The sequence below is a fragment of the Stenotrophomonas sp. 116085_Sma genome (assembly GCF_056479585.1).
The window spans coordinates 920959-937964 of record NZ_CM151057.1 but is presented as its reverse complement, the minus strand read 5'-3'; the positions used below and the strand labels follow the sequence as shown (position 1 = coordinate 937964).

Annotated in this window: 16 protein-coding genes and 1 tRNA gene; 7 read left to right on the top strand and 10 right to left on the bottom strand. The window is 67.7% G+C overall.

Translation table 11 applies throughout. The features are described 5' to 3' along the window. Window positions 1-118 precede the first annotated feature (118 nt). The 7 genes from pth to ACZK0Z_RS04190 form a co-directional block, all read right to left on the bottom strand. Complete coding sequence (gene pth, locus ACZK0Z_RS04220; RefSeq protein ID WP_197633697.1) at window positions 119-697, bottom strand: aminoacyl-tRNA hydrolase; 579 nt, start codon at window positions 695-697, stop codon at window positions 119-121. Window positions 698-744: 47 nt separating this feature from the next. Next, window positions 745-1362 (bottom strand): 50S ribosomal protein L25/general stress protein Ctc, encoded by a 618-nt coding sequence (locus tag ACZK0Z_RS04215; RefSeq protein WP_014036085.1) that lies wholly within the window; start codon window positions 1360-1362, stop codon window positions 745-747. A gap of 110 nt (window positions 1363-1472) precedes the next feature. Next, on the bottom strand, window positions 1473-2432 hold the full coding sequence (locus ACZK0Z_RS04210) for a ribose-phosphate diphosphokinase (RefSeq protein ID WP_005415400.1): 960 nt from the start codon (window positions 2430-2432) through the stop codon (window positions 1473-1475). A 140-nt stretch (window positions 2433-2572) separates the two neighbouring features. Beyond that, window positions 2573-2649: transfer RNA gene (locus tag ACZK0Z_RS04205), tRNA-Gln, on the bottom strand. A gap of 11 nt (window positions 2650-2660) precedes the next feature. Beyond that, window positions 2661-3530, bottom strand: coding sequence for a 4-(cytidine 5'-diphospho)-2-C-methyl-D-erythritol kinase (gene ispE, locus ACZK0Z_RS04200; RefSeq protein WP_049432732.1), 870 nt, complete (start codon window positions 3528-3530; stop codon window positions 2661-2663). Continuing rightward, window positions 3527-4186 (bottom strand): lipoprotein insertase outer membrane protein LolB, encoded by a 660-nt coding sequence (lolB, locus tag ACZK0Z_RS04195; RefSeq protein ID WP_049432736.1) that lies wholly within the window; start codon window positions 4184-4186, stop codon window positions 3527-3529. Before lolB ends, ispE begins: the two co-directional genes overlap by 4 nt. Beyond that, entirely contained in the window at window positions 4183-5868 is a 1686-nt protein-coding gene (locus ACZK0Z_RS04190) for a tetratricopeptide repeat protein (RefSeq protein ID WP_197633696.1), read from the bottom strand. Before ACZK0Z_RS04190 ends, lolB begins: the two co-directional genes overlap by 4 nt. Window positions 5869-5931: 63 nt before the next feature. Between ACZK0Z_RS04190 and hemA the strand changes: the two genes are divergently transcribed. From hemA to ppk2, 4 genes are read left to right on the top strand one after another with little or no spacing between them, the layout of a single operon-like run. Further along, entirely contained in the window at window positions 5932-7215 is a 1284-nt protein-coding gene (gene hemA / locus ACZK0Z_RS04185) for a glutamyl-tRNA reductase (RefSeq protein ID WP_049432743.1), read from the top strand. Further along, entirely contained in the window at window positions 7193-8275 is a 1083-nt protein-coding gene (prfA, locus tag ACZK0Z_RS04180) for a peptide chain release factor 1 (protein ID WP_197633695.1), read from the top strand. The genes hemA and prfA overlap by 23 nt, the downstream gene beginning before the upstream one ends. A gap of 5 nt (window positions 8276-8280) precedes the next feature. Next, window positions 8281-9987, top strand: coding sequence for an O-linked N-acetylglucosamine transferase family protein (locus tag ACZK0Z_RS04175; protein WP_197633694.1), 1707 nt, complete (start codon window positions 8281-8283; stop codon window positions 9985-9987). A 46-nt stretch (window positions 9988-10033) separates the two neighbouring features. Beyond that, on the top strand, window positions 10034-10816 hold the full coding sequence (ppk2, locus tag ACZK0Z_RS04170; RefSeq protein ID WP_049455893.1) for a polyphosphate kinase 2: 783 nt from the start codon (window positions 10034-10036) through the stop codon (window positions 10814-10816). Between the two features lie 531 nt (window positions 10817-11347). Here the strand turns inward: ppk2 and ACZK0Z_RS04165 are convergent. Continuing rightward, window positions 11348-11920: a redoxin domain-containing protein gene (locus tag ACZK0Z_RS04165; RefSeq protein WP_197633561.1), complete on the bottom strand. Its 573-nt coding sequence runs from the start codon at window positions 11918-11920 to the stop codon at window positions 11348-11350. After that, complete coding sequence (locus ACZK0Z_RS04160; RefSeq protein WP_049428781.1) at window positions 11917-13191, bottom strand: YihY family inner membrane protein; 1275 nt, start codon at window positions 13189-13191, stop codon at window positions 11917-11919. The genes ACZK0Z_RS04165 and ACZK0Z_RS04160 overlap by 4 nt, the downstream gene beginning before the upstream one ends. Before the next feature lie 77 nt (window positions 13192-13268). Here ACZK0Z_RS04160 and wrbA point away from each other — a divergent pair, with 77 nt between their 5' ends. The 3 genes from wrbA to ACZK0Z_RS04145 all read left to right on the top strand — a co-directional run bounded on the left by wrbA (window position 13269) and on the right by ACZK0Z_RS04145 (window position 14759). Continuing rightward, the gene (gene wrbA / locus ACZK0Z_RS04155; RefSeq protein WP_197633562.1) at window positions 13269-13862 is read left to right on the top strand and encodes an NAD(P)H:quinone oxidoreductase; all 594 of its coding nucleotides are present in this window, start codon (window positions 13269-13271) and stop codon (window positions 13860-13862) included. Next, entirely contained in the window at window positions 13859-14194 is a 336-nt protein-coding gene (locus ACZK0Z_RS04150; RefSeq protein ID WP_197633563.1) for a DUF2069 domain-containing protein, read from the top strand. The genes wrbA and ACZK0Z_RS04150 overlap by 4 nt, the downstream gene beginning before the upstream one ends. Window positions 14195-14273: 79 nt before the next feature. Further along, window positions 14274-14759 (top strand): asparaginase domain-containing protein, encoded by a 486-nt coding sequence (locus ACZK0Z_RS04145; RefSeq protein WP_040009892.1) that lies wholly within the window; start codon window positions 14274-14276, stop codon window positions 14757-14759. A gap of 189 nt (window positions 14760-14948) precedes the next feature. Here the strand turns inward: ACZK0Z_RS04145 and ACZK0Z_RS04140 are convergent, their stop codons facing one another. Beyond that, window positions 14949-16688, bottom strand: a complete 1740-nt coding sequence (locus ACZK0Z_RS04140; RefSeq protein WP_197633564.1) for a S8 family serine peptidase — start codon at window positions 16686-16688, stop codon at window positions 14949-14951. Between the last annotated feature and the right edge of the window lie 318 nt (window positions 16689-17006).

Genomic DNA, 17006 nt, shown 5'->3' with positions numbered 1-17006 from the left:
GTGATTGGTGAAACAGCGCGCGCGCTGCTTGGCCAATCCATCTCGGTGTCGATCATTGTGTGCCAACCAAGGTTGGCACCCACCGGAATCGGGAAGGTTGGCACCTACCCAAAGCGGGTTACTTCGGAGTGTGCAGGCGCTTCATCGCTTCGTTGAAATCGCCCTGCACCGCCAGCGGCATCACGTCGATCGCATCGTCGATGGCGCGCGCGATCAGCACGTCGTCGTCCTTGGACGGACGCCCCAGCACCCAACCCACCACGCGGTCCTTGTGGCCGGGATGGCCGATGCCCACGCGCAGGCGATGGAACCTGCCGTGGCCGAGCAGGCGGATGGTGTCGCGCAGGCCGTTCTGGCCGCCGTGGCCGCCGTCGAACTTCAGCCGCGCCACGCCGGGCGCCAGGTCCAGTTCGTCGTGGGCCAGCAGGGTCTCTTCCGGCTCGATCTTCCAGAACCGCTGCGCGGCGGTGACCGACTTGCCACTGAGGTTCATGAAGGTGGCGGGCTTGAGCAGCCACACCGTCTGACCGGCGATCTCGACCTTGGCGGTCTCGCCGAACAGCTTGCTGTCCACATTCCATCGCGCGCCGGCTTTTTCCGCCAGGGCCTCAACGAAATGAAACCCGGCATTGTGCCGGGTCCGGGCGTGTTCCGATCCGGGATTGCCCAGACCGACGATCAGTCGCAGTCCTGCCATGGTTCCTTCCAGTACGGTGCCTGCCGGAGGCAGGCACCGTAGCGGTATTACTCGGCGGCAGCCGCTTCTTCGTCAGCCGCGTCGGCCTTGCCGGCCTTGGCGGTGACGATGGCGTCGTCGTGGTCCTTGCCCAGCGCCAGGGCCGGGATTTCCACGCCCTTCGGCAGCTTGATGTTGGACAGGTACACCACGTCACCGGCCTTCAGCTCGCCCAGGTCGACTTCGATCGACTCCGGCAGGTCCTTCGGCAGGCAGGTGATGGTCACTTCCTTCAGTTCGTGGGTGACCACGACGTCGGCAGCCTTGCCGGCCGGCGAGGTGTCTTCGTTGATGAAGTGCAGCGGGACCGAAGCGGTCAGGGCTTCGTTCTCGTTCACGCGCTGGAAGTCCAGGTGCATGATCAGCTGCTTGTACGGGTGGCGCTGCATGTCACGCAGCAGAACCTTCTGCACCTGGCCGTCCAGGTTCAGGTCCAGGATCGAGGCATAGAACCACTCGTTCTGCTGGGCCAGCCAGATTTCGTTGTGGTCCAGGCTGATGGCGACCGGCTCGGCGTTGCCGCCGTACACGATGGCCGGGATCACACCAGCGTGACGCAGGCGGCGGCTCGCACCCTTACGCTGCAGTTCACGCTTGGTGACCTTGATTTCATGGGTCTTCGACATTTTCGACTACTCAGGTTGTTGCCGCGCCTTGCGGCGTGGCGGTTGAAGATGCTTCCGCGACCAGAAGCACCCGGGGTATGCCCCCACCGTTGCCGGCGAGGGCGAAAAACTCAATCGACGTACAGCGAGCTGACCGACTCGCCGAAGGCGATGCGGCGCATCGTTTCGGCCAGCATTTCCGCCACGCTCAGCTGGCGGATCTTGCTGCACACCCGCGCGGCGTCCTTCAGCGGGATGGTGTCGGTCACCACCAGCTCGTCGAGCTGGGAATTGGTGATGTTGTCCACTGCCGGGCCCGACAGCACCGCGTGGGTGCAGTAGGCGGCGACCTTGAGCGCACCGCGCGCCTTCAGGGCAGCGGCAGCGGCGCACAGGGTACCGGCGGTATCGACAATGTCATCGACCATCACGCAGGTCTTGCCTTCGACGTCACCGATGATGTTCATCACGGTGGAGACGTTGGCACGCGGGCGGCGCTTGTCGATGATCGCCAGGTCGGCGTCATCCAGGCGCTTTGCCACCGCACGGGCGCGGACCACGCCGCCCACGTCCGGCGACACAACGATCAGGTTCTCGGTGCCGTAGGCGCGCCAGATGTCGGCCAGCAGCAGCGGGGACGCATACACGTTGTCCACCGGAATATCGAAGAAGCCCTGGATCTGGTCGGCGTGCAGGTCGACGGTCAGCACGCGATCAGCGCCAGCGGTGCTGAACATCTTGGCCGCCAGCTTGGCGGTGATCGGCACGCGCGAGGAACGCATGCGGCGATCCTGGCGCGAGTAGCCGAAGTACGGCACCACGGCGGTCACGCTGGCCACCGATGCGCGCTTGAGCGCGTCGATCAGCACCAGCAGTTCCATCAGGTTTTCCGCGCTCGGCGCGCAGGTCGGCTGGATCACGAACACGTCCTGCTTGCGGACGTTCTCTTCGATCTCCACCTGCACTTCACCATCGGAGAAGTGCGAGACCAGCGCCTTGCCCGGGCGAACCCCCAGTTCCTTGCAGATGTTCTGCGCCAGACGTTTGTTGGCGTTGCCGGAAAAGACCAGCAGGTTCGGGGACTCTTGCATCATGATTGTCTCGGGCGGGGACGAGTGGCGGGGATCCGGAGTCGGCAAGGACCCCGATGGACCCTTGCTGCTGACAACACCGCGGTTGTATCCACGTCCCGCGCGGGCGATGCGCTGGAAGGCGCGGACACAGCCGCTATTGGCAGGGGCGGTAGGATTCGAACCTACGAATGCCAGGATCAAAACCTGGTGCCTTGGGCCTCTTGGCGACGCCCCTGCATTGATAAATCAGTGTTGCTCGAGTGCATCCAGCAGTGGCGAACGCGCAACGCCCGCTGCCACCCTTGCCCGCAACTCCTTCGGCAACTTCGACCGTCCCTGCTCTGCGGCAGACTGCGATGCGAACTCGACGAAACAACCACTTCCCGAACCGGTCAGCCGCGCCGTGCCGATGCCGCTCAACGCAGCGAGCGCGGCCTCGACGGCAGGCTCACGGCGGCGCAGCACCGGTTCGAACGCGTTCCCGACCAAGGTTCCGGAAGCGAAGTCCTCTATTTTCGCCACTGGGCTGTCGCGCGTCAAATCCGGGTCTGCAAACAGGACCGGCGTGGGAACATGAACGCCCGGTTCAACCACCACATACCAGGCCGGGGCCAGGGTGATCGGCTGCAGGCGCTCGCCCACGCCTTCGGCCCAGGCATTGCGGCCGCGCACGAACACCGGCACGTCGGCGCCCAGGCGCAGGCCCAGCGCGGCCAGGGCATCTTCATCCAGGCCGGCACGCCAGAGCCGGTTCAGCACCACCAGCACGGTGGCCGCATCGGAGGAACCGCCGCCAAAGCCACCACCCGCAGAAACGTTCTTTTCGACGATGATGTCTACGCCTTGCACGATATTGGCCGCGCTTTTCAGAAGACGCGCGGCGCGTATCGCCAGATCATCCGCCTCGGCAACGCCGACCAGCCCCTCGCCCTCACGACGCACTTGCCCGTCTTCACGCAGGCGCAGACCAATGCGGTCGCCCCAGTCCAGCAGCCGGAACACCGTCTGCAGCTCGTGGTAGCCATCGGCGCGGCGGCCGGTGATGTGCAGGAACAGGTTCAGCTTGGCCGGGGCCGGCCACCAGGACCAGCCCGCGTCATCGCGCCCGGCACTCATGGGGCGCCCTGACCCCACTGGTCCACCAGCAGGCGCACCTTGGCGTCACCATTGCTGGCCTCGATCCGGCGCGGCAGCGCCGGGCGCCCAGCCTCGGCCGGATACCAGTCCAGGTACTGCACCTGCCAGCCCATCTGCTGCATGCGGCGCGGCCGGCCTTCACCGTCGCGCTCGACCTTCTCCGGACCGGCAGCATCGCCGGCCACCAGGCCACGGATCCACTCCGGCAGCTGGTTGACCGGGATGTCCCAGCCGGTCGCCTCCAGCAACAGCTGCTGGGCGTCCTCGCCGTCGCGCGGGCCTCCCGCCAGTCCTTCCAGGCGGCCGGCTCCGGAATGGGTGTCGCCGGTCAGCTTCCAGCTCTGCCGGGTCACCGGCGCGCTCAGCTCGACCACATAGCGCCGGCCTTCCTGCTTCCAGTCGATGCGGCCACTGCCGCCGTCCTTGCCCTTGCTGACCGCGACCCGGCCCTGAAACGCCCAGTCCGGCTGCGCGTGCAGCGCGGCCACGCGCGCGACCTCGGCCTGCGCGGCTTCGGCGGAAACGGTCTCGACCACCGCCGGTGGCGGGGTCTTCTGCGTGCCCACGGTGGTACAGGCGCTGACCGCCAGGGTCACGGCCGCCAGCAGCAGCGGCCGGATCATCGAAACACTCATGGATTGAACTTCTCGCGGGCGCGCAGCAGCGCGCGGTTTTCGGGATCGAGCTTGGCCGCTTCCTCGAAGAAGTGGCGCGCCTCGTCGTGCTTGCCCAGCACCCACAGTACTTCGCCCACATGTGCGGCGATCTCCGGGTCCTTGGCCAGGGTCCAGGCACGGCGCAGCTGCACCAGCGCTTCTTCCTTGCGACCCAGGCGATACAGCACCCAGCCATAGCTGTCGACGATGGCGGCGTTGTCCGGCTCGGCCACGCGCGCGCGGTCGATCAGTTCCAGCGCTTCCTGCAGCCGGCCGGTGCGGTCGGCCAGGGTGTAGCCCAGCGCGTTCAGCGCCGGCACGTTCTCCGGGTCGGTCACCAGGATCTTGCGCAGGTCGGCCTCGGCGCGCGGAATGTCGTCACGGCGTTCCCATGTGAGCGCGCGGGCGTACAGCAGGCCATTGTCATCCGGGTAGGCAGCCAGGCCGCGGGCCAGTGCGTCCAGCTCGCCGCCGCTGTCGTCGGCACGCTGGCGCAGCTCGGCCTCCAGCAGGTAGGCATCGCGCCGCACGTCGTCGTCGACCACGGCGTCGGACTGGATGGCGTGCACTTCGTCCAGCGCCAGCGGCAGGCGCCCGGCCAGGGCCTGGGCGTTGGCCGCGCGCAGGCGCGCCTCGCTCAGCTCATCGCCACCGGGCACGCTGTGGTACCACTGCACAGCCTCGGGGTAACGCTTCAGGTATTCGGCGATCTTGCCCAGCAGCAGGCGCTGCGCCGGGTCCGGCTTGGCCGCCTGCCGTGAAAGTTCGTTGTAGAGATTGGAGAGCGCGGCCTTGTCGCCCTGCTTGGCCAGCAGCGAGGCGCGCATGCCCCAGGTCTGTACGTCCTGCGGGCCGAAGGCCAGTACGCGTTCGGCCGCGGCCGGCTGCCCCAGGCTGTCGTAGGCGATGGCCACCGCATTGCGCAGTTCGGGATCCTGGCGCGTCTTCGGCTCGACGTCATGCAGCAGCGACAGCGCCTTGTCGGTCTCGCCGGCCTGCTGCAGCTGGCTGGCGCGCAGCAGTGCCACGCGCGGCTCTTCGGGGAAACGCTTGACCACTTCATCGATCATGCGCCGCGCCAGTTCGGGTTTGTCCATGCGCAGGGCCAGGCGACCGAACTCCTGCCAGGCCTCGATCTTCGGCGGGATGGCGTTGGCATCGACCAGCTCCCCCAGCACCTGCGCCGGTACCGCCGGGTCGCGGCCGCCGCCGATCAGGGCGGCCAGGGCGAACTTCCAGCCGCGCTCGTCGGGATCGGCCAGCAACGCCTGCAGGTCCCCACGCGCAGCCTTCACATCGCCCTGGCGCATGGCCAGCGCGGCAGCGGCACTGCGCATGGTCAACGAACTGGGCGCACGCTGCTGCCACAGGGCCAGGCCCTTGGCGGCACTGGCTTCGTCGTTGGCCAGCATGGAAATGCGGGTGGCACGCTCGGCCAGGCCGGCGTCGCCGTCGGTCTGCTGGGCCGCCTGCAGGTACCAGCGCGCGGCCTCGGCCAGCTTGCCGGCCTGCAGGGCGAATTCACCGGCCATCACCGGTTCCAGCGCCAGTTCCTCAGTGGCCGGGGCCCGTACGGGGGCCTTGGCCGGCACCGCTGCCAGGGCCTGGGCACAGGCCAGGGACAGCAGCAGAACACTGGGGATGCGAATCAATGCGGGCATCGTCGGCATCGGGGCCTTAAAATGTCGTCCAATGGCCAGCAGCTTATCGCAAGCAACTGAACAATGACCCTGTGGGTGCTCGGACTGAATCACCAGACCGCACCGGTGGAGCTGCGCGAGCGCGCGGCCTTCGCCGGTGAGGCGTTGCCGCGCGCGCTCGGTTCGCTGCGCGATACCCCGCAGATCGCCGAGGCGGTGCTGCTGTCCACCTGCAACCGCACCGAACTGTACGCCGTGGCCGATTCGGCACAGGCACTGGACCAGTGGCTGCACGCCCAGGCCGGCGACCTGCAGGGCTACCTGTACCAGCATGCCGATGCAGAAGCCGTACGCCACCTGTTCCGGGTCGCCACCGGGCTGGACTCGATGGTGCTGGGCGAACCGCAGATCCTTGGCCAGGTGAAGGATGCGTGGTCGACCGCGCGTGACCACGGCCTGCTCGGCCAGCGGTTGGACCGCCTGTTCCAGCAGACCTTTTCGGTCGCCAAACGTGCGCGCACCGACACCCAAGTCGGCGCCAATCCGGTCTCAGTAGCCTCGGCCGCGGTACGCCTGGCGCAGAACGCCTTCGCGCGCCTGGACGATTCCACCGTGCTGCTGGTCGGCGCGGGCGAGACCATCGAACTGGCTGCACGCCACCTGAGCGAGGGCAAGGTACGGCGGCTGCTGATCGCCAACCGCACCCTGGCCCACGCGCAGGAACTGGCCAGCCGCCATGGCGGCGTGGCACTGCCGTTGACCGAACTGGACCGCCACCTCGGCGAGGCCGACGTGGTGTTCTCGGCCACCGCCGCACGCGAACCAGTGATCCACCGCGAGATGGTGGCCAAGGCCCTGCGCGCGCGCCGGCACAAGCCGATGCTGCTGTTCGACCTGGCCGTGCCGCGCGACATCGAAGCCGAGGTCGGCACCCTCAACGACGCCTTCCTCTACACCGTCGATGACCTGGAACGCGCGGTGGAAGACAACCGTCGTGGCCGCCGCGAGGCCGCCGCCGAGGCCGAGGCGATCATCGACCTGCAGGTGTCGCGTTTCATCGAGACCCAGCAGGCCAGCGCCCACCAGGCCCCGCTGCGGCAGCTGCGCGCGTTTGGCGAAGCCACCCGCGCCGAGCTGCTGGAGCGTGCGCGCCAGCAGCTGGCCAACGGCAAACCCGCCGACGAAGTGCTGGAACTGCTGGCCCATGGCCTGACCAACCGCCTGCTGCATCCGCCGACCGCCGCCCTGCGCGCGGCCGCGCTGAGTGGCGATGCCGACCTGACCCGCGCCGCCGAGCGCCTGTTCCCGGCCACGCCGGGTTACCGCCACCCACCCGTGAGACCCGATGACGCCGACCCTGCGCCGTAAGCTGGAAGCGCTGGCCGAGCGCCGCGAAGAACTGGAACGCCTGCTCGCCGAACCCGACGTGGTCGCCGACAACACCCGTTTCCGCGACCTTTCGCGCGAATTCGCCCAACTTGAACCGGTCGCCACTGCACTGGCCGATGAAGCCCGTGCCAAGGCCGACCTGGCCGCCGCCGAAGGCATGCGCGCCGATCCCGACCTGCGCGAATTGGCCGACGAAGAAATCGCCGCCGCGCAGGCGCGCCTGCTGGAACTGGAGCAGGAACTGGCGTTGCTGCTGGTACCGCGCGACCCGCGCGACGAAGGCAATCTGTTCCTGGAAGTGCGCGCCGGCACCGGCGGCGATGAGGCGGCGATCTTCGCCGGCGACCTGTTCCGCATGTACGCGCGCTATGCCGAGCGCCAGGGCTGGAAGGTCGAGATCGAATCGGACAATCCCGGCGAGCACGGCGGCTACAAGGAAGTGGTGGCACGCGTGGTCGGCCGCGGTGCGTTCTCGCGCCTGAAGTTCGAATCAGGCACTCACCGCGTGCAGCGCGTGCCGGCCACCGAATCGCAGGGCCGCATCCACACCTCTGCCGCCACGGTAGCGATCATTCCCGAAGCAGACGAAGTCGATGACATCGTCATCAACCCGGCCGACCTGAAGGTGGATACCTTCCGTTCGTCCGGCGCCGGCGGCCAGCACGTCAACAAGACCGAATCCGCGATCCGCATCACCCACCTGCCCACCGGCGTGGTGGTGGAGTGCCAGACCGAGCGCAGCCAGCACGCCAACCGCGACAAGGCGATGAAGCGCCTGAAGGCGCAGCTGCTCGATGCCGAGCGCCAGCGCCAGGACGCCGCCCAGGCCGAGTCGAGGCGCCTGCAGGTGGGCAGTGGTGACCGCAGCCAGCGCATCCGCACCTACAACTTCCCGCAGGGGCGCATCACCGATCACCGCGTGGAAGGCCTGACCCTGTACGACCTGCCCAACATCCTGGCCGGCGACCTCGACCCGCTGCTGCAGCGGCTCAGCCACGAGCACCAGGTCGACGCCCTGGCCCAGCTGTCGGCAGGCTGAGCACGATGTCGGCCTGGCAGCAGCGACAGCAACTGCAGCAGGCGATTGCCCGCCAGCCGGGCGACTTCGTCGCCTGGGTGATGCTGGCCGACGTGGAACTGGAAGCCGGCGACATCGCTGCCGGCGAACAGGCTGCGCGACGTGCCCTGCAGCTGCGCCCGAACCATCCCGAAGCGCTGGCACGGCTGGGCCGAGTGGCGTGGATGGCCGGTGCACATGGCGATGCGGCCAAGCTGCTCGGCCAGGCCTCGGCGCTGGCACCGCAGCATCCCGGCATCGCGCTGTGGCTGGGCCACGCACTGGAAGATGCCGATGATGCCGAAGGCGCGTCGGCGGCTTATCGACGCGCACATGGGCTGATGCCGGCCGAGCCGTACATCGCCGCCCAGCGCCTGGCCTGGCAGCGCCGCCTGTGCGACTGGCAGGACGTGGACTCGCTGGCTGCACAGGTGCGCGCCGCTGTTGCCAGCGGCCAGGGTGTGGTCGAACCGTTCGCCTTCCTCAGCGAGGACGCCAGCGCTGCCGAACAGTTGGCCTGCGCGCGCACCCGTGCGCTGGCCGTGGCTGCCTCGGTGCGACCTTTGCCGCCGGTAACGGTGCGCCCGCGCGGCCCGCTGCGCGTTGGTTTCCTCTCCAATGGGTTCGGCGCACATCCGACTGGATTGCTGACCGTGGCGCTGTTCGAGCAGCTGCGTCGCGACCCCGCACTGCAACTGCATCTGTTCGCACTGAACCGCGACGACGGCAGCCGCATTCGCCAGCGTCTGCAGGCAGCGGCGCAGCTGCATGATGTGGCCGGCCTGCGCCATGACGATACCGCCGCACGCATCCGCGCACAGGGCATCGACCTGCTGTTCGACCTGCGCGGCTGGGGCGGTGGCGGCACGCCGGAAGTGCTGGCGATGCGCCCTGCCCCGCTGCAGCTGAACTGGCTGGCCTATCCGGGCACGTCGGGGGCGCCGTGGATGGATGCGGTGGTCGGCGATGCCTTCGCGCTGCCGCCGGCACTGGAGCCGCACTACAGCGAACGCGTGCTGCGCCTGCCGCGCGCCTTCCAGCCGTCAGACAACACGCGTGTGCTGGAGCCTGCGCCGACCCGTGCCGACTGCGGTCTGCCCGAGCAGGGCGTGGTGTTCTGCTGTTTCAACAACAGCTACAAGCTCAACCCGCGCAGCATCGGCCGTGCCTTCGCAGTGCTGCATGCGGTGCCCGGCAGCGTGCTGTGGCTGCTGTCCGGGCCCGGCCAGGCCGATGCGCGCCTGCGTGCCGCCGCACAGGCCGCGGGCCTGGACCCGGCGCGCCTGGTGTTCATGGCCAAGCTGCCGCACCCGCAGTACCTGGCGCGCTATCCGCTGGCCGACCTGTTCCTGGACACGCATCCGTACAACGCCCACACCACCGCCTCCGATGCGCTGTGGGCCGGCTGCCCGGTGCTGACCTGCCCGGGTGACACCTTCGCTGCGCGCGTGGCCGGCAGCCTCAACCATCACCTCGGCCTGGCCCGGCTGAACGTCGCCGACGATGCCGCGTTCATCGCCACCGCCAGCGCACTGGGCAACGACCCGGCGGCGCTGGCCGCGTTGCGCGCTGAGCTGGCGCAGGCACGCGAGCGCAGCGGGCTGTTCGACATGGGCGGGTTTGCCCGTGATCTGTCGGCGTTGCTGCAGCAGCTGGCGCGCGAGCACGGCTGGCGGGGCGTCGACATCGCCTGAGCGATCCCTGCGCTAGGCTTGGGCTTCCTTCCCGCGTGGTGTGACGATGGCCAAGCTCAAGCGCAAGGAGTACGACGAACTGCTGCTGCCACTGCAGCTGGAACTGACCGCGATGGCGCGCTGGGTGCAGCACAGCGGGCAACGCCTGCTGGTGCTGTTCGAAGGCCGCGACACGGCGGGCAAGGGCGGCGCGATCCAGGCCATCAGCCAGCACCTCAACCCTCGCCAGTGCCGGGTGGTGGCCTTGCCCAAGCCCACCGACCGTGAAGCCACGCAGTGGTACTTCCAGCGCTACGCGAGCCATCTTCCCGCTGCCGGCGAGATCGTGCTGATGGACCGCAGCTGGTACAACCGTGCCGGCGTCGAACGGGTGATGGGCTATTGCAGCGAAACCGAGTACCAGCAGTTCCTGCGCCAGGCGCCGGTGTTCGAACAGCTGCTGGTGGACGACGGCATCCTGCTGTTCAAGTACTGGCTGTGCGTTGACCAGGAACAGCAGGAGAAGCGCTTCGCCGAGCGTCATATCGACCCGCTGAAGGGCTGGAAGCTCTCTCCGGTGGACCTGAAATCACGAAGCAAGTACAGCGCCTACACCGAGGCCCGCGAGGCGATGCTGCGTGCCACCCACCGCGAAGGCGCGCCGTGGACGCTGGTGGACTTCAACGACCAGCGCCTGGGCAGGTTGACGCTGGTGCGCAACCTGCTGGACCGGCTGCCGGATACGCGCGTGGATGCGCCGCTGCCGGAGCTGCCGAAGCTGAAGGGCAAGCTGCATCGCGAGCACTATGACGTGCTGAAGCCGATCGAGGATTTCCCGGTCGAGGAATAGGTTGGATCGGCAGGGCCTGCGGCCCTGCACCTGCTACGAACCAAGGCAACAGCAATAGCCGAAGCAGAAGCGTATTTCCTGTGGGTAGGCGGGGCGGGTCCGCTTGCGGGAGACGCCGTAAATACGTCCATGTAGGCTCGGTCGCCGCATCCATGCGGCTCACGCCCCCGCAATCGGACCCACCCCGCCTTCGACAGGTCTCTGCGATCTGTCGGAATAGCGCTTGGGGTCAGACCCGTTTTCCGCAGGAAAACGGATCTGACCCCGAATTGATTCGAGATCTGAAAGAGATTCATCCACGCATGGCGTGGATCTACCAGATCGCTGAAATCTGTCAGAGGTGGGGCTGTGTCGGAGTGCGGGGTGTCAGCCGCATGGATGCGGCTGCCAAGCCTACATGGACGTACTTGCGGCGTCCCCGCACTCCGACACCGCCCCGCCACCACACGGAAATCCCGCTTTGGCTGTTGCCGAAGCCGTTGCTTGAATGTTTCGGCGGGTGCAGGGCCGCAGGCCCTGCCGACCAACCCACTACCTGGCAGCAGTGATCTGCTTTTCGATGTCGGCGGCAGTCACCGGGCCAAGGAAGCTGTGCGCCAGCTTGCCCTGCGGATCGATGAGATGCGTCAGCGGCAGGCCGCGCGGCGTGGCGAAATCAGCCGGCGGGTCGAACGGGTCGACGATCACGATCGGATAGGTCACCGGATGCTTGGTCAGGAATGCCTGCATCTCCGGCGCTTCGATGTCCTCGTAGGCCAGGCCGACCACTTCAATGTTGCTGCGCATCGCATGCAGCGCCGACAGCTCCGGCATCTCCTTGCGGCACGGCGCGCACCAGGTCGCCCAGAAGTTCACCACCACCCACTTGCCGCGGTGCGCGGCCAGGTCGTAGTCGCTGCCATCCACCGCCTTCATCTTCAGTGTCGGGAACTCGGCGGTGGTGCGCTCGGCCGGGGTTTCCTCGACCGGGGCCGGTGCGGCCGGCGTCGGTGCCTGTGCCGGCGGCTGGCTGCTGGACGGGGCCGGCTCCTGCGCCGGCTTGCAGGCTGCCAGCGCCAGCAGGAGGGCCAGCGGGAGCAGCAGCAACGGGGTCTTGCGGGTCATGGCATGTCTCCAGATTCGGTGTAGATATCGCTGACCTTGCGCTTGAGGCGTTCGCGCAGGGGCAGTCGCAGGTCGTCCAGTGCCGCCAGTGCGGCGCGACCCAGGCTGTCGTCCCGGTACGGCAGATGCTGCTCGGCCACCGGGATGCGCAGCTGGGTGCATTCGTACAGATCGGCCAGGCTGACCTGGTCCAGGTCGCGCGACAGCAGCCACTCACCGCGCTCGTCGCGGCGCAGCAGGCCGATCTCCTGCAGGTTGCAGGCCAGGTCCTGCAGCAGCGAATCGGTCAGCATCGGCTCCAGACGCAGGATTTCATCGTCAGCCAGGCCCTTGCCCTTGGCTCGGGCATGGTGGAAGCGGCCCAGCAGGCGCAGCAGGCCATAGAACTCGTAGCCCTGCGGCAGGCGCAGTTCCACCGGCTGGTAGCGGAAGGCCGCCATCGACGAGGACAGCGATGCGCCCAGCAGCACCGCCACCCAGCACAGGTAGATCCACAGCAGCAGGATCGGCACGAAGGCCACCGTGCCATAGAGCTTCTGGTAGGACTGGAAGCTGCCCAGGTAGGCGCCGATGCCCCATTTCACCAGTTCCAGGATCACCGCCGCCAGGATCGCGCCGGGCACCGCGTGCCGCCACTTCACCGTGTGGTGCGGCACCACCCGGAACATCAGCGTGATGCAGACGAACTCGATCAGGATCGGCGCCAGCCGCAGCGCCAGCTCGGCCAGCCAGCGGCCCTCCTGGGTGCCGAACAGCGGCATCGCGAACACCCGTGCCGACACTGCCAGCGACGCGGCGGCAAGCATCGCGCCCAGCGTCAGTACGGTCCAGTAGACCAGGAAGCGGGTCAGCTTGGGCCGGGTCGAGCCGACCCGCCATATCTGGTTGAAGGTCTCTTCAACACTGTTGAGGGTGATCAGCAGCGACACCACCAGCGCGATGAAGCCGGCGGCGGTGAGCTGGCCGGCACTGGCCGAGAACTGCCGCAGGTAGCCCTCGGCCGCGCGCGCGGCATTGGGCACGAAGTTGGAGAAGACGTAATCGCTGAGCTGGTCGCTCCAGCGGTCGAAGACGGGGAAGGCCGAGAGCACGCCGAACACCACGATGGCCAGCGGCACCAGTGCGAACACCGTGGTGTACGCCAGCGCCGCCGCTGCCTGGAACAGGCGGTCGTCGAGGAAGCGATGCCACAGGAAGCGGCCGAAACTGATGGCCCGTGCGCGATCCCGCGCGCGCTCCATCCACAGGTTGAGCGTATCCAAAGGTTCCATCGGTGGAAGGGTACCCGATGCGGAATGCTGGCAGGATAGCCATACTGGTGGCTACACGACGAGGAGAAGCGGGCACGATGGGCGAGATTCTGGTGCTGTACTACAGCCGGGGCGGTTCGGTGGCACGGCTGGCGCGCCAGATCGCGCGGGGCATTGGCGAAGTGCCGGGCATGACCGCGCGGCTGCGCACGGTGCCGCCGGTGGCCGCGGTGACCCAGACCGCGCAGCCGCCCGTGCCCGACGATGGGGCTCCCTACGTGAGCGTGCAGGACCTGGTCGAGTGCCAGGGCCTGCTGCTCGGCAGCCCCACCCGCTTCGGCAACATGGCTGCACCGGTGAAGCACTTCCTGGATGGGCTGGGCGCTGAATGGGTCAATGGCACCCTGTCCGGGAAACCGGCCGGCGTGTTCACCTCCACCGCCTCGATGCACGGCGGGCAGGAATCGACCCTGCTGTCGATGCAGGTGCCGCTGCTGCATCACGGCTGCGTGATCGTCGGCATCCCGTTCACCGAGCCGGCGCTGAGCTACACCACCAGTGGCGGCACGCCCTATGGCGCCAGCCACGTCGCCGGCGCCGCCGACGACCCGCAGCCGACCGACGACGAGGCGGTGCTGGCGCGCGCGCTGGGCCGCCGGGTGGCCGACATCGCGCAGCGGTTGGCCCGATGAACCGCGCGCCGCGCACGGTCCTGCTGCTGGCCCTGATGGGGCTGGCCGCGCTGTTCGCCGGCTGGTTCATCAATGACAAGCACTGGCTGGCGACCCAGCTGGTGTTCACCGCGCCGCCGCTGGCGCTGGCCTTTGCGCTGCGCCTGGGCTGGCGCAAGGCCGGCTTCTGGGCCTCGGTGCTGGCGCTGGGCTGGTTCAGCCATGGCGTGATGAGCGCCTGGAGCCATCCGGAAACGCGCTGGCTGGCATTGATCGAGATCGCGCTGGCGCTGCTGGTGATCTTCAGTGCCAGCCTGCCCGGGCTGCGCGCCCGCTTCGGCAAGCGACGCTGACGCTGCGCCCGCCGGGCCGTATCATCTGTGTTCCTGGCCCCGCGCCGCTGTACCTGTCCTGGTTTCGCGCATGCACATGATGGAAGAGCTCCTGGTCGTCACCACCGGTGGCACGATCGACAAGATCTACTTCGACGACAAGTCGGACTACCAGATCGGCGATCCGCAGATCGGCATGATCCTGCGCGAGCTGGGCGTCACGTTCCGCTTCAACGTGATTCCGATCCTGCGCAAGGATTCGCTGCACATCAACGATGAAGACCGCGAACTGATCCGCGCCACCATCGCCGCGCAGCCGACCCGCCACGTGCTGGTGACCCACGGCACCGATTCGATGGTGCAGACCGGCAAGGTGCTGGCCACGATTCCGGACAAGACCATCGTGATGACCGGCGCGCTCAGCCCGGCGCGCTTCCGTGGTTCGGATGCCGAGTTCAACATCGGCTGTGCGATCGGTGCGGTGCAGTCGCTGCCGACCGGCGTCTATATCGCCATGAACGGTCGGATTTTCGACCCGCAGCACGTGCGCAAGAACGTGGCCGCGAACCGCTTCGAGTCGGTCTGAGGAACGGCGTGCCGACCAAAGTCGGCACCTGCCAAAGCGCTGCCCTTGTAGTGTCGAACCATGCTCGGCAACCGCGCGCCAGCGCGGCACAATGGTCCGCAGCCGGAGCAGCCGAGCATGGGCTCGGCTCTACAGAAACGAAAACGCCCCGGCCTAAGCCGGGGCGTGCCCATGGAGAGGGGCTTCGGCTCAGTACTGGGCGTTGAGGGTCAGGCCCGAGAAGGTGCTGTAGGCCTTCACCCGCACATACCAGGTGCCGGCGGCCGGGCTGTTGATGGTGCAGGTCTCGCTGTTGCCGCTCAGGTACGGACGGCAGGTGTAGGTGGTATCGGTGGGGGCACTGCCCTGGCGCACGTACAGGTCGGCATCACCGCTGCCGCCACTGATCGCCACGCGCAGCTGGGTGCTGCCGGCCGGAACCGCGACCGTGTAGTTCAGCTCGGCACCGGTTGCGGCCCCCAGGCCAGTCACCGGCACGTTGTTCTGCAGCACGTTGCCACCCGGGTTGGTGCCACCGCCGTTGATCGCGGCAGCCACTGCGGCATTGGCGTCGATGATGCCGGCACCGCAGCCGCCCGAGCAGGCGCCCGGCAGCGGACGTGCGGTGCTCTTGATGATGCTCTCGACCTGCGCCGGGCTCAGCGGGCTCGGGGCGACCGACTGCATCAGCGCGACCACGCCGGCCACGTGCGGCGCCGCCATCGAGGTGCCGTTGTACGACGCGTAGGTCGCGCTGCCCGGCGTGGTGGTGCCGGTGTTGAGGGTGGACAGGATGCTCTGGCCCGGTGCCGAGATGTCGATGCCGGTGCCGTAGTTGGAGAAGCTGGCACGTGCACCGGCCGAGGTGGTTGCCGCCACCGCGATCACGTTCGGGCAGTTGGCCGGCACCGAGCTGGACACGTTGGCGTTGCTGTTGCCGGCGGCGACCACCACGGTGGTGCCACGGCCGACCGCGCCGTTGATCGCATTCTGGTAGGTGGTCGAGCAGCTGCCGCCACCGCCCAGTGAGAGGTTGATGACCTCGGCCGGATTGGCATTGGCCGGCACGCCACTGACGGTGCCACCGGACGCCCACACGATCGCATCAGCGATGTCGGAGGTGTAACCGCCGCACTTGCCGAGCACGCGCACCGGCACGACCTTGGCGTTGAACGCGGTGCCGGCGACGCCGCTGGCGTTGTTGGTCACCGCCGCCACGGTGCCGGCAACGTGGGTGCCGTGCCAGCTGGAGTTGGAGGCCGGGATGCCCGAGCCACACTCGTTGGCGCCGTACCAGTCGCCTTCATCGTTCGGGTTGTTGTCGCGGCCGCCACCATCGCGCGCCATCGCGGCGTCGCTGATGAAGTCGTAGCCGGGCAGGATGTTGGCGTTGAGGTCCGGATGGTTGGTGATGCCGGTGTCGATCACCGCCACCACCACGCCGGTGCCGGTCGACTTGTCCCAGGCCTGCTGGATGTTGATGCCTGCGTTGGACGTACCGAAGCCCCACTGCTCGCTGAAGCGGGTGTCGTTCGGGGTCAGCGTCGCGCGCATGATCTGGTCGACTTCGACGTATTCCACGTTCGGGTCGGCGGCCAGCTTGCGCATCAGCAGTTCGGATTCGGCCTGGTCGAGCGGACGGTCGGTCTTGACCAGGGTCGGGCCGACGGCCAACTTGCGGACCTCCTGCAGGCCCAGCGCGCGGCCCTGGCTGCTGGCAAGGCCAGCGGCGGCCGTCTTCAGCGACGAAGCCAGCGCAGTGGTGTTGGCCACGGCGGCGCTGCCGTCGCGGTACTTCACGATGAAACGCTGGTGCGTCGGCGCGGACTGCAGGCCGCTGAGCTGGACATCACCGGCCAGCGCAGGCGTGGCCAGCAGCAGCGATGACAGAACGGACGCACCAAGGACCACCCACACTCGACGCACACGCGGTTGCGTTACCTGGGACATCGTATTTCCCTTTCTTGTGGTGTGAATGCCGGAATCGGCAGAAGCACCGGCCCGAACCATGGGCTGGCTTGCATTGGCGAGGTTCGAAGTCCGGTGAGTCAGCGGATCCCCCTAACGATCCGCCGTGCAGATGACGCTAATGGCCGAAACCGGACACCACAAGATTTTCAGCGTCTTTTCAGCAAGATGAAATGTTCGTTCTGAGACTTTTCGGGTCAAGGGTTTGTGAAGGTGAAGGAACTTTCTCGTGTCCTGCACAGACCTGACTGGGTCGTCACGTGTCCTGGAATGACTTTGCCGACATCGGCGTCCGCTGTT

What these genes read in the sequence shown, in the direction of transcription:
- pth (WP_197633697.1), bottom strand. Translation starts at nt 697, where the DNA reads ATGGCAGGACTGCGACTGATCGTCGGTCTGGGCAATCCCGGATCGGAA.
- ACZK0Z_RS04215 (WP_014036085.1), bottom strand. Translation starts at nt 1,362, where the DNA reads ATGTCGAAGACCCATGAAATCAAGGTCACCAAGCGTGAACTGCAGCGT.
- ACZK0Z_RS04210 (WP_005415400.1), bottom strand. Translation starts at nt 2,432, where the DNA reads ATGCAAGAGTCCCCGAACCTGCTGGTCTTTTCCGGCAACGCCAACAAA.
- ispE (WP_049432732.1), bottom strand. Translation starts at nt 3,530, where the DNA reads ATGAGTGCCGGGCGCGATGACGCGGGCTGGTCCTGGTGGCCGGCCCCG.
- lolB (WP_049432736.1), bottom strand. Translation starts at nt 4,186, where the DNA reads ATGAGTGTTTCGATGATCCGGCCGCTGCTGCTGGCGGCCGTGACCCTG.
- ACZK0Z_RS04190 (WP_197633696.1), bottom strand. Translation starts at nt 5,868, where the DNA reads ATGCCCGCATTGATTCGCATCCCCAGTGTTCTGCTGCTGTCCCTGGCC.
- hemA (WP_049432743.1), top strand. Translation starts at nt 5,932, where the DNA reads ATGACCCTGTGGGTGCTCGGACTGAATCACCAGACCGCACCGGTGGAG.
- prfA (WP_197633695.1), top strand. Translation starts at nt 7,193, where the DNA reads ATGACGCCGACCCTGCGCCGTAAGCTGGAAGCGCTGGCCGAGCGCCGC.
- ACZK0Z_RS04175 (WP_197633694.1), top strand. Translation starts at nt 8,281, where the DNA reads ATGTCGGCCTGGCAGCAGCGACAGCAACTGCAGCAGGCGATTGCCCGC.
- ppk2 (WP_049455893.1), top strand. Translation starts at nt 10,034, where the DNA reads ATGGCCAAGCTCAAGCGCAAGGAGTACGACGAACTGCTGCTGCCACTG.
- ACZK0Z_RS04165 (WP_197633561.1), bottom strand. Translation starts at nt 11,920, where the DNA reads ATGACCCGCAAGACCCCGTTGCTGCTGCTCCCGCTGGCCCTCCTGCTG.
- ACZK0Z_RS04160 (WP_049428781.1), bottom strand. Translation starts at nt 13,191, where the DNA reads ATGGAACCTTTGGATACGCTCAACCTGTGGATGGAGCGCGCGCGGGAT.
- wrbA (WP_197633562.1), top strand. Translation starts at nt 13,269, where the DNA reads ATGGGCGAGATTCTGGTGCTGTACTACAGCCGGGGCGGTTCGGTGGCA.
- ACZK0Z_RS04150 (WP_197633563.1), top strand. Translation starts at nt 13,859, where the DNA reads ATGAACCGCGCGCCGCGCACGGTCCTGCTGCTGGCCCTGATGGGGCTG.
- ACZK0Z_RS04145 (WP_040009892.1), top strand. Translation starts at nt 14,274, where the DNA reads ATGGAAGAGCTCCTGGTCGTCACCACCGGTGGCACGATCGACAAGATC.
- ACZK0Z_RS04140 (WP_197633564.1), bottom strand. Translation starts at nt 16,688, where the DNA reads ATGTCCCAGGTAACGCAACCGCGTGTGCGTCGAGTGTGGGTGGTCCTT.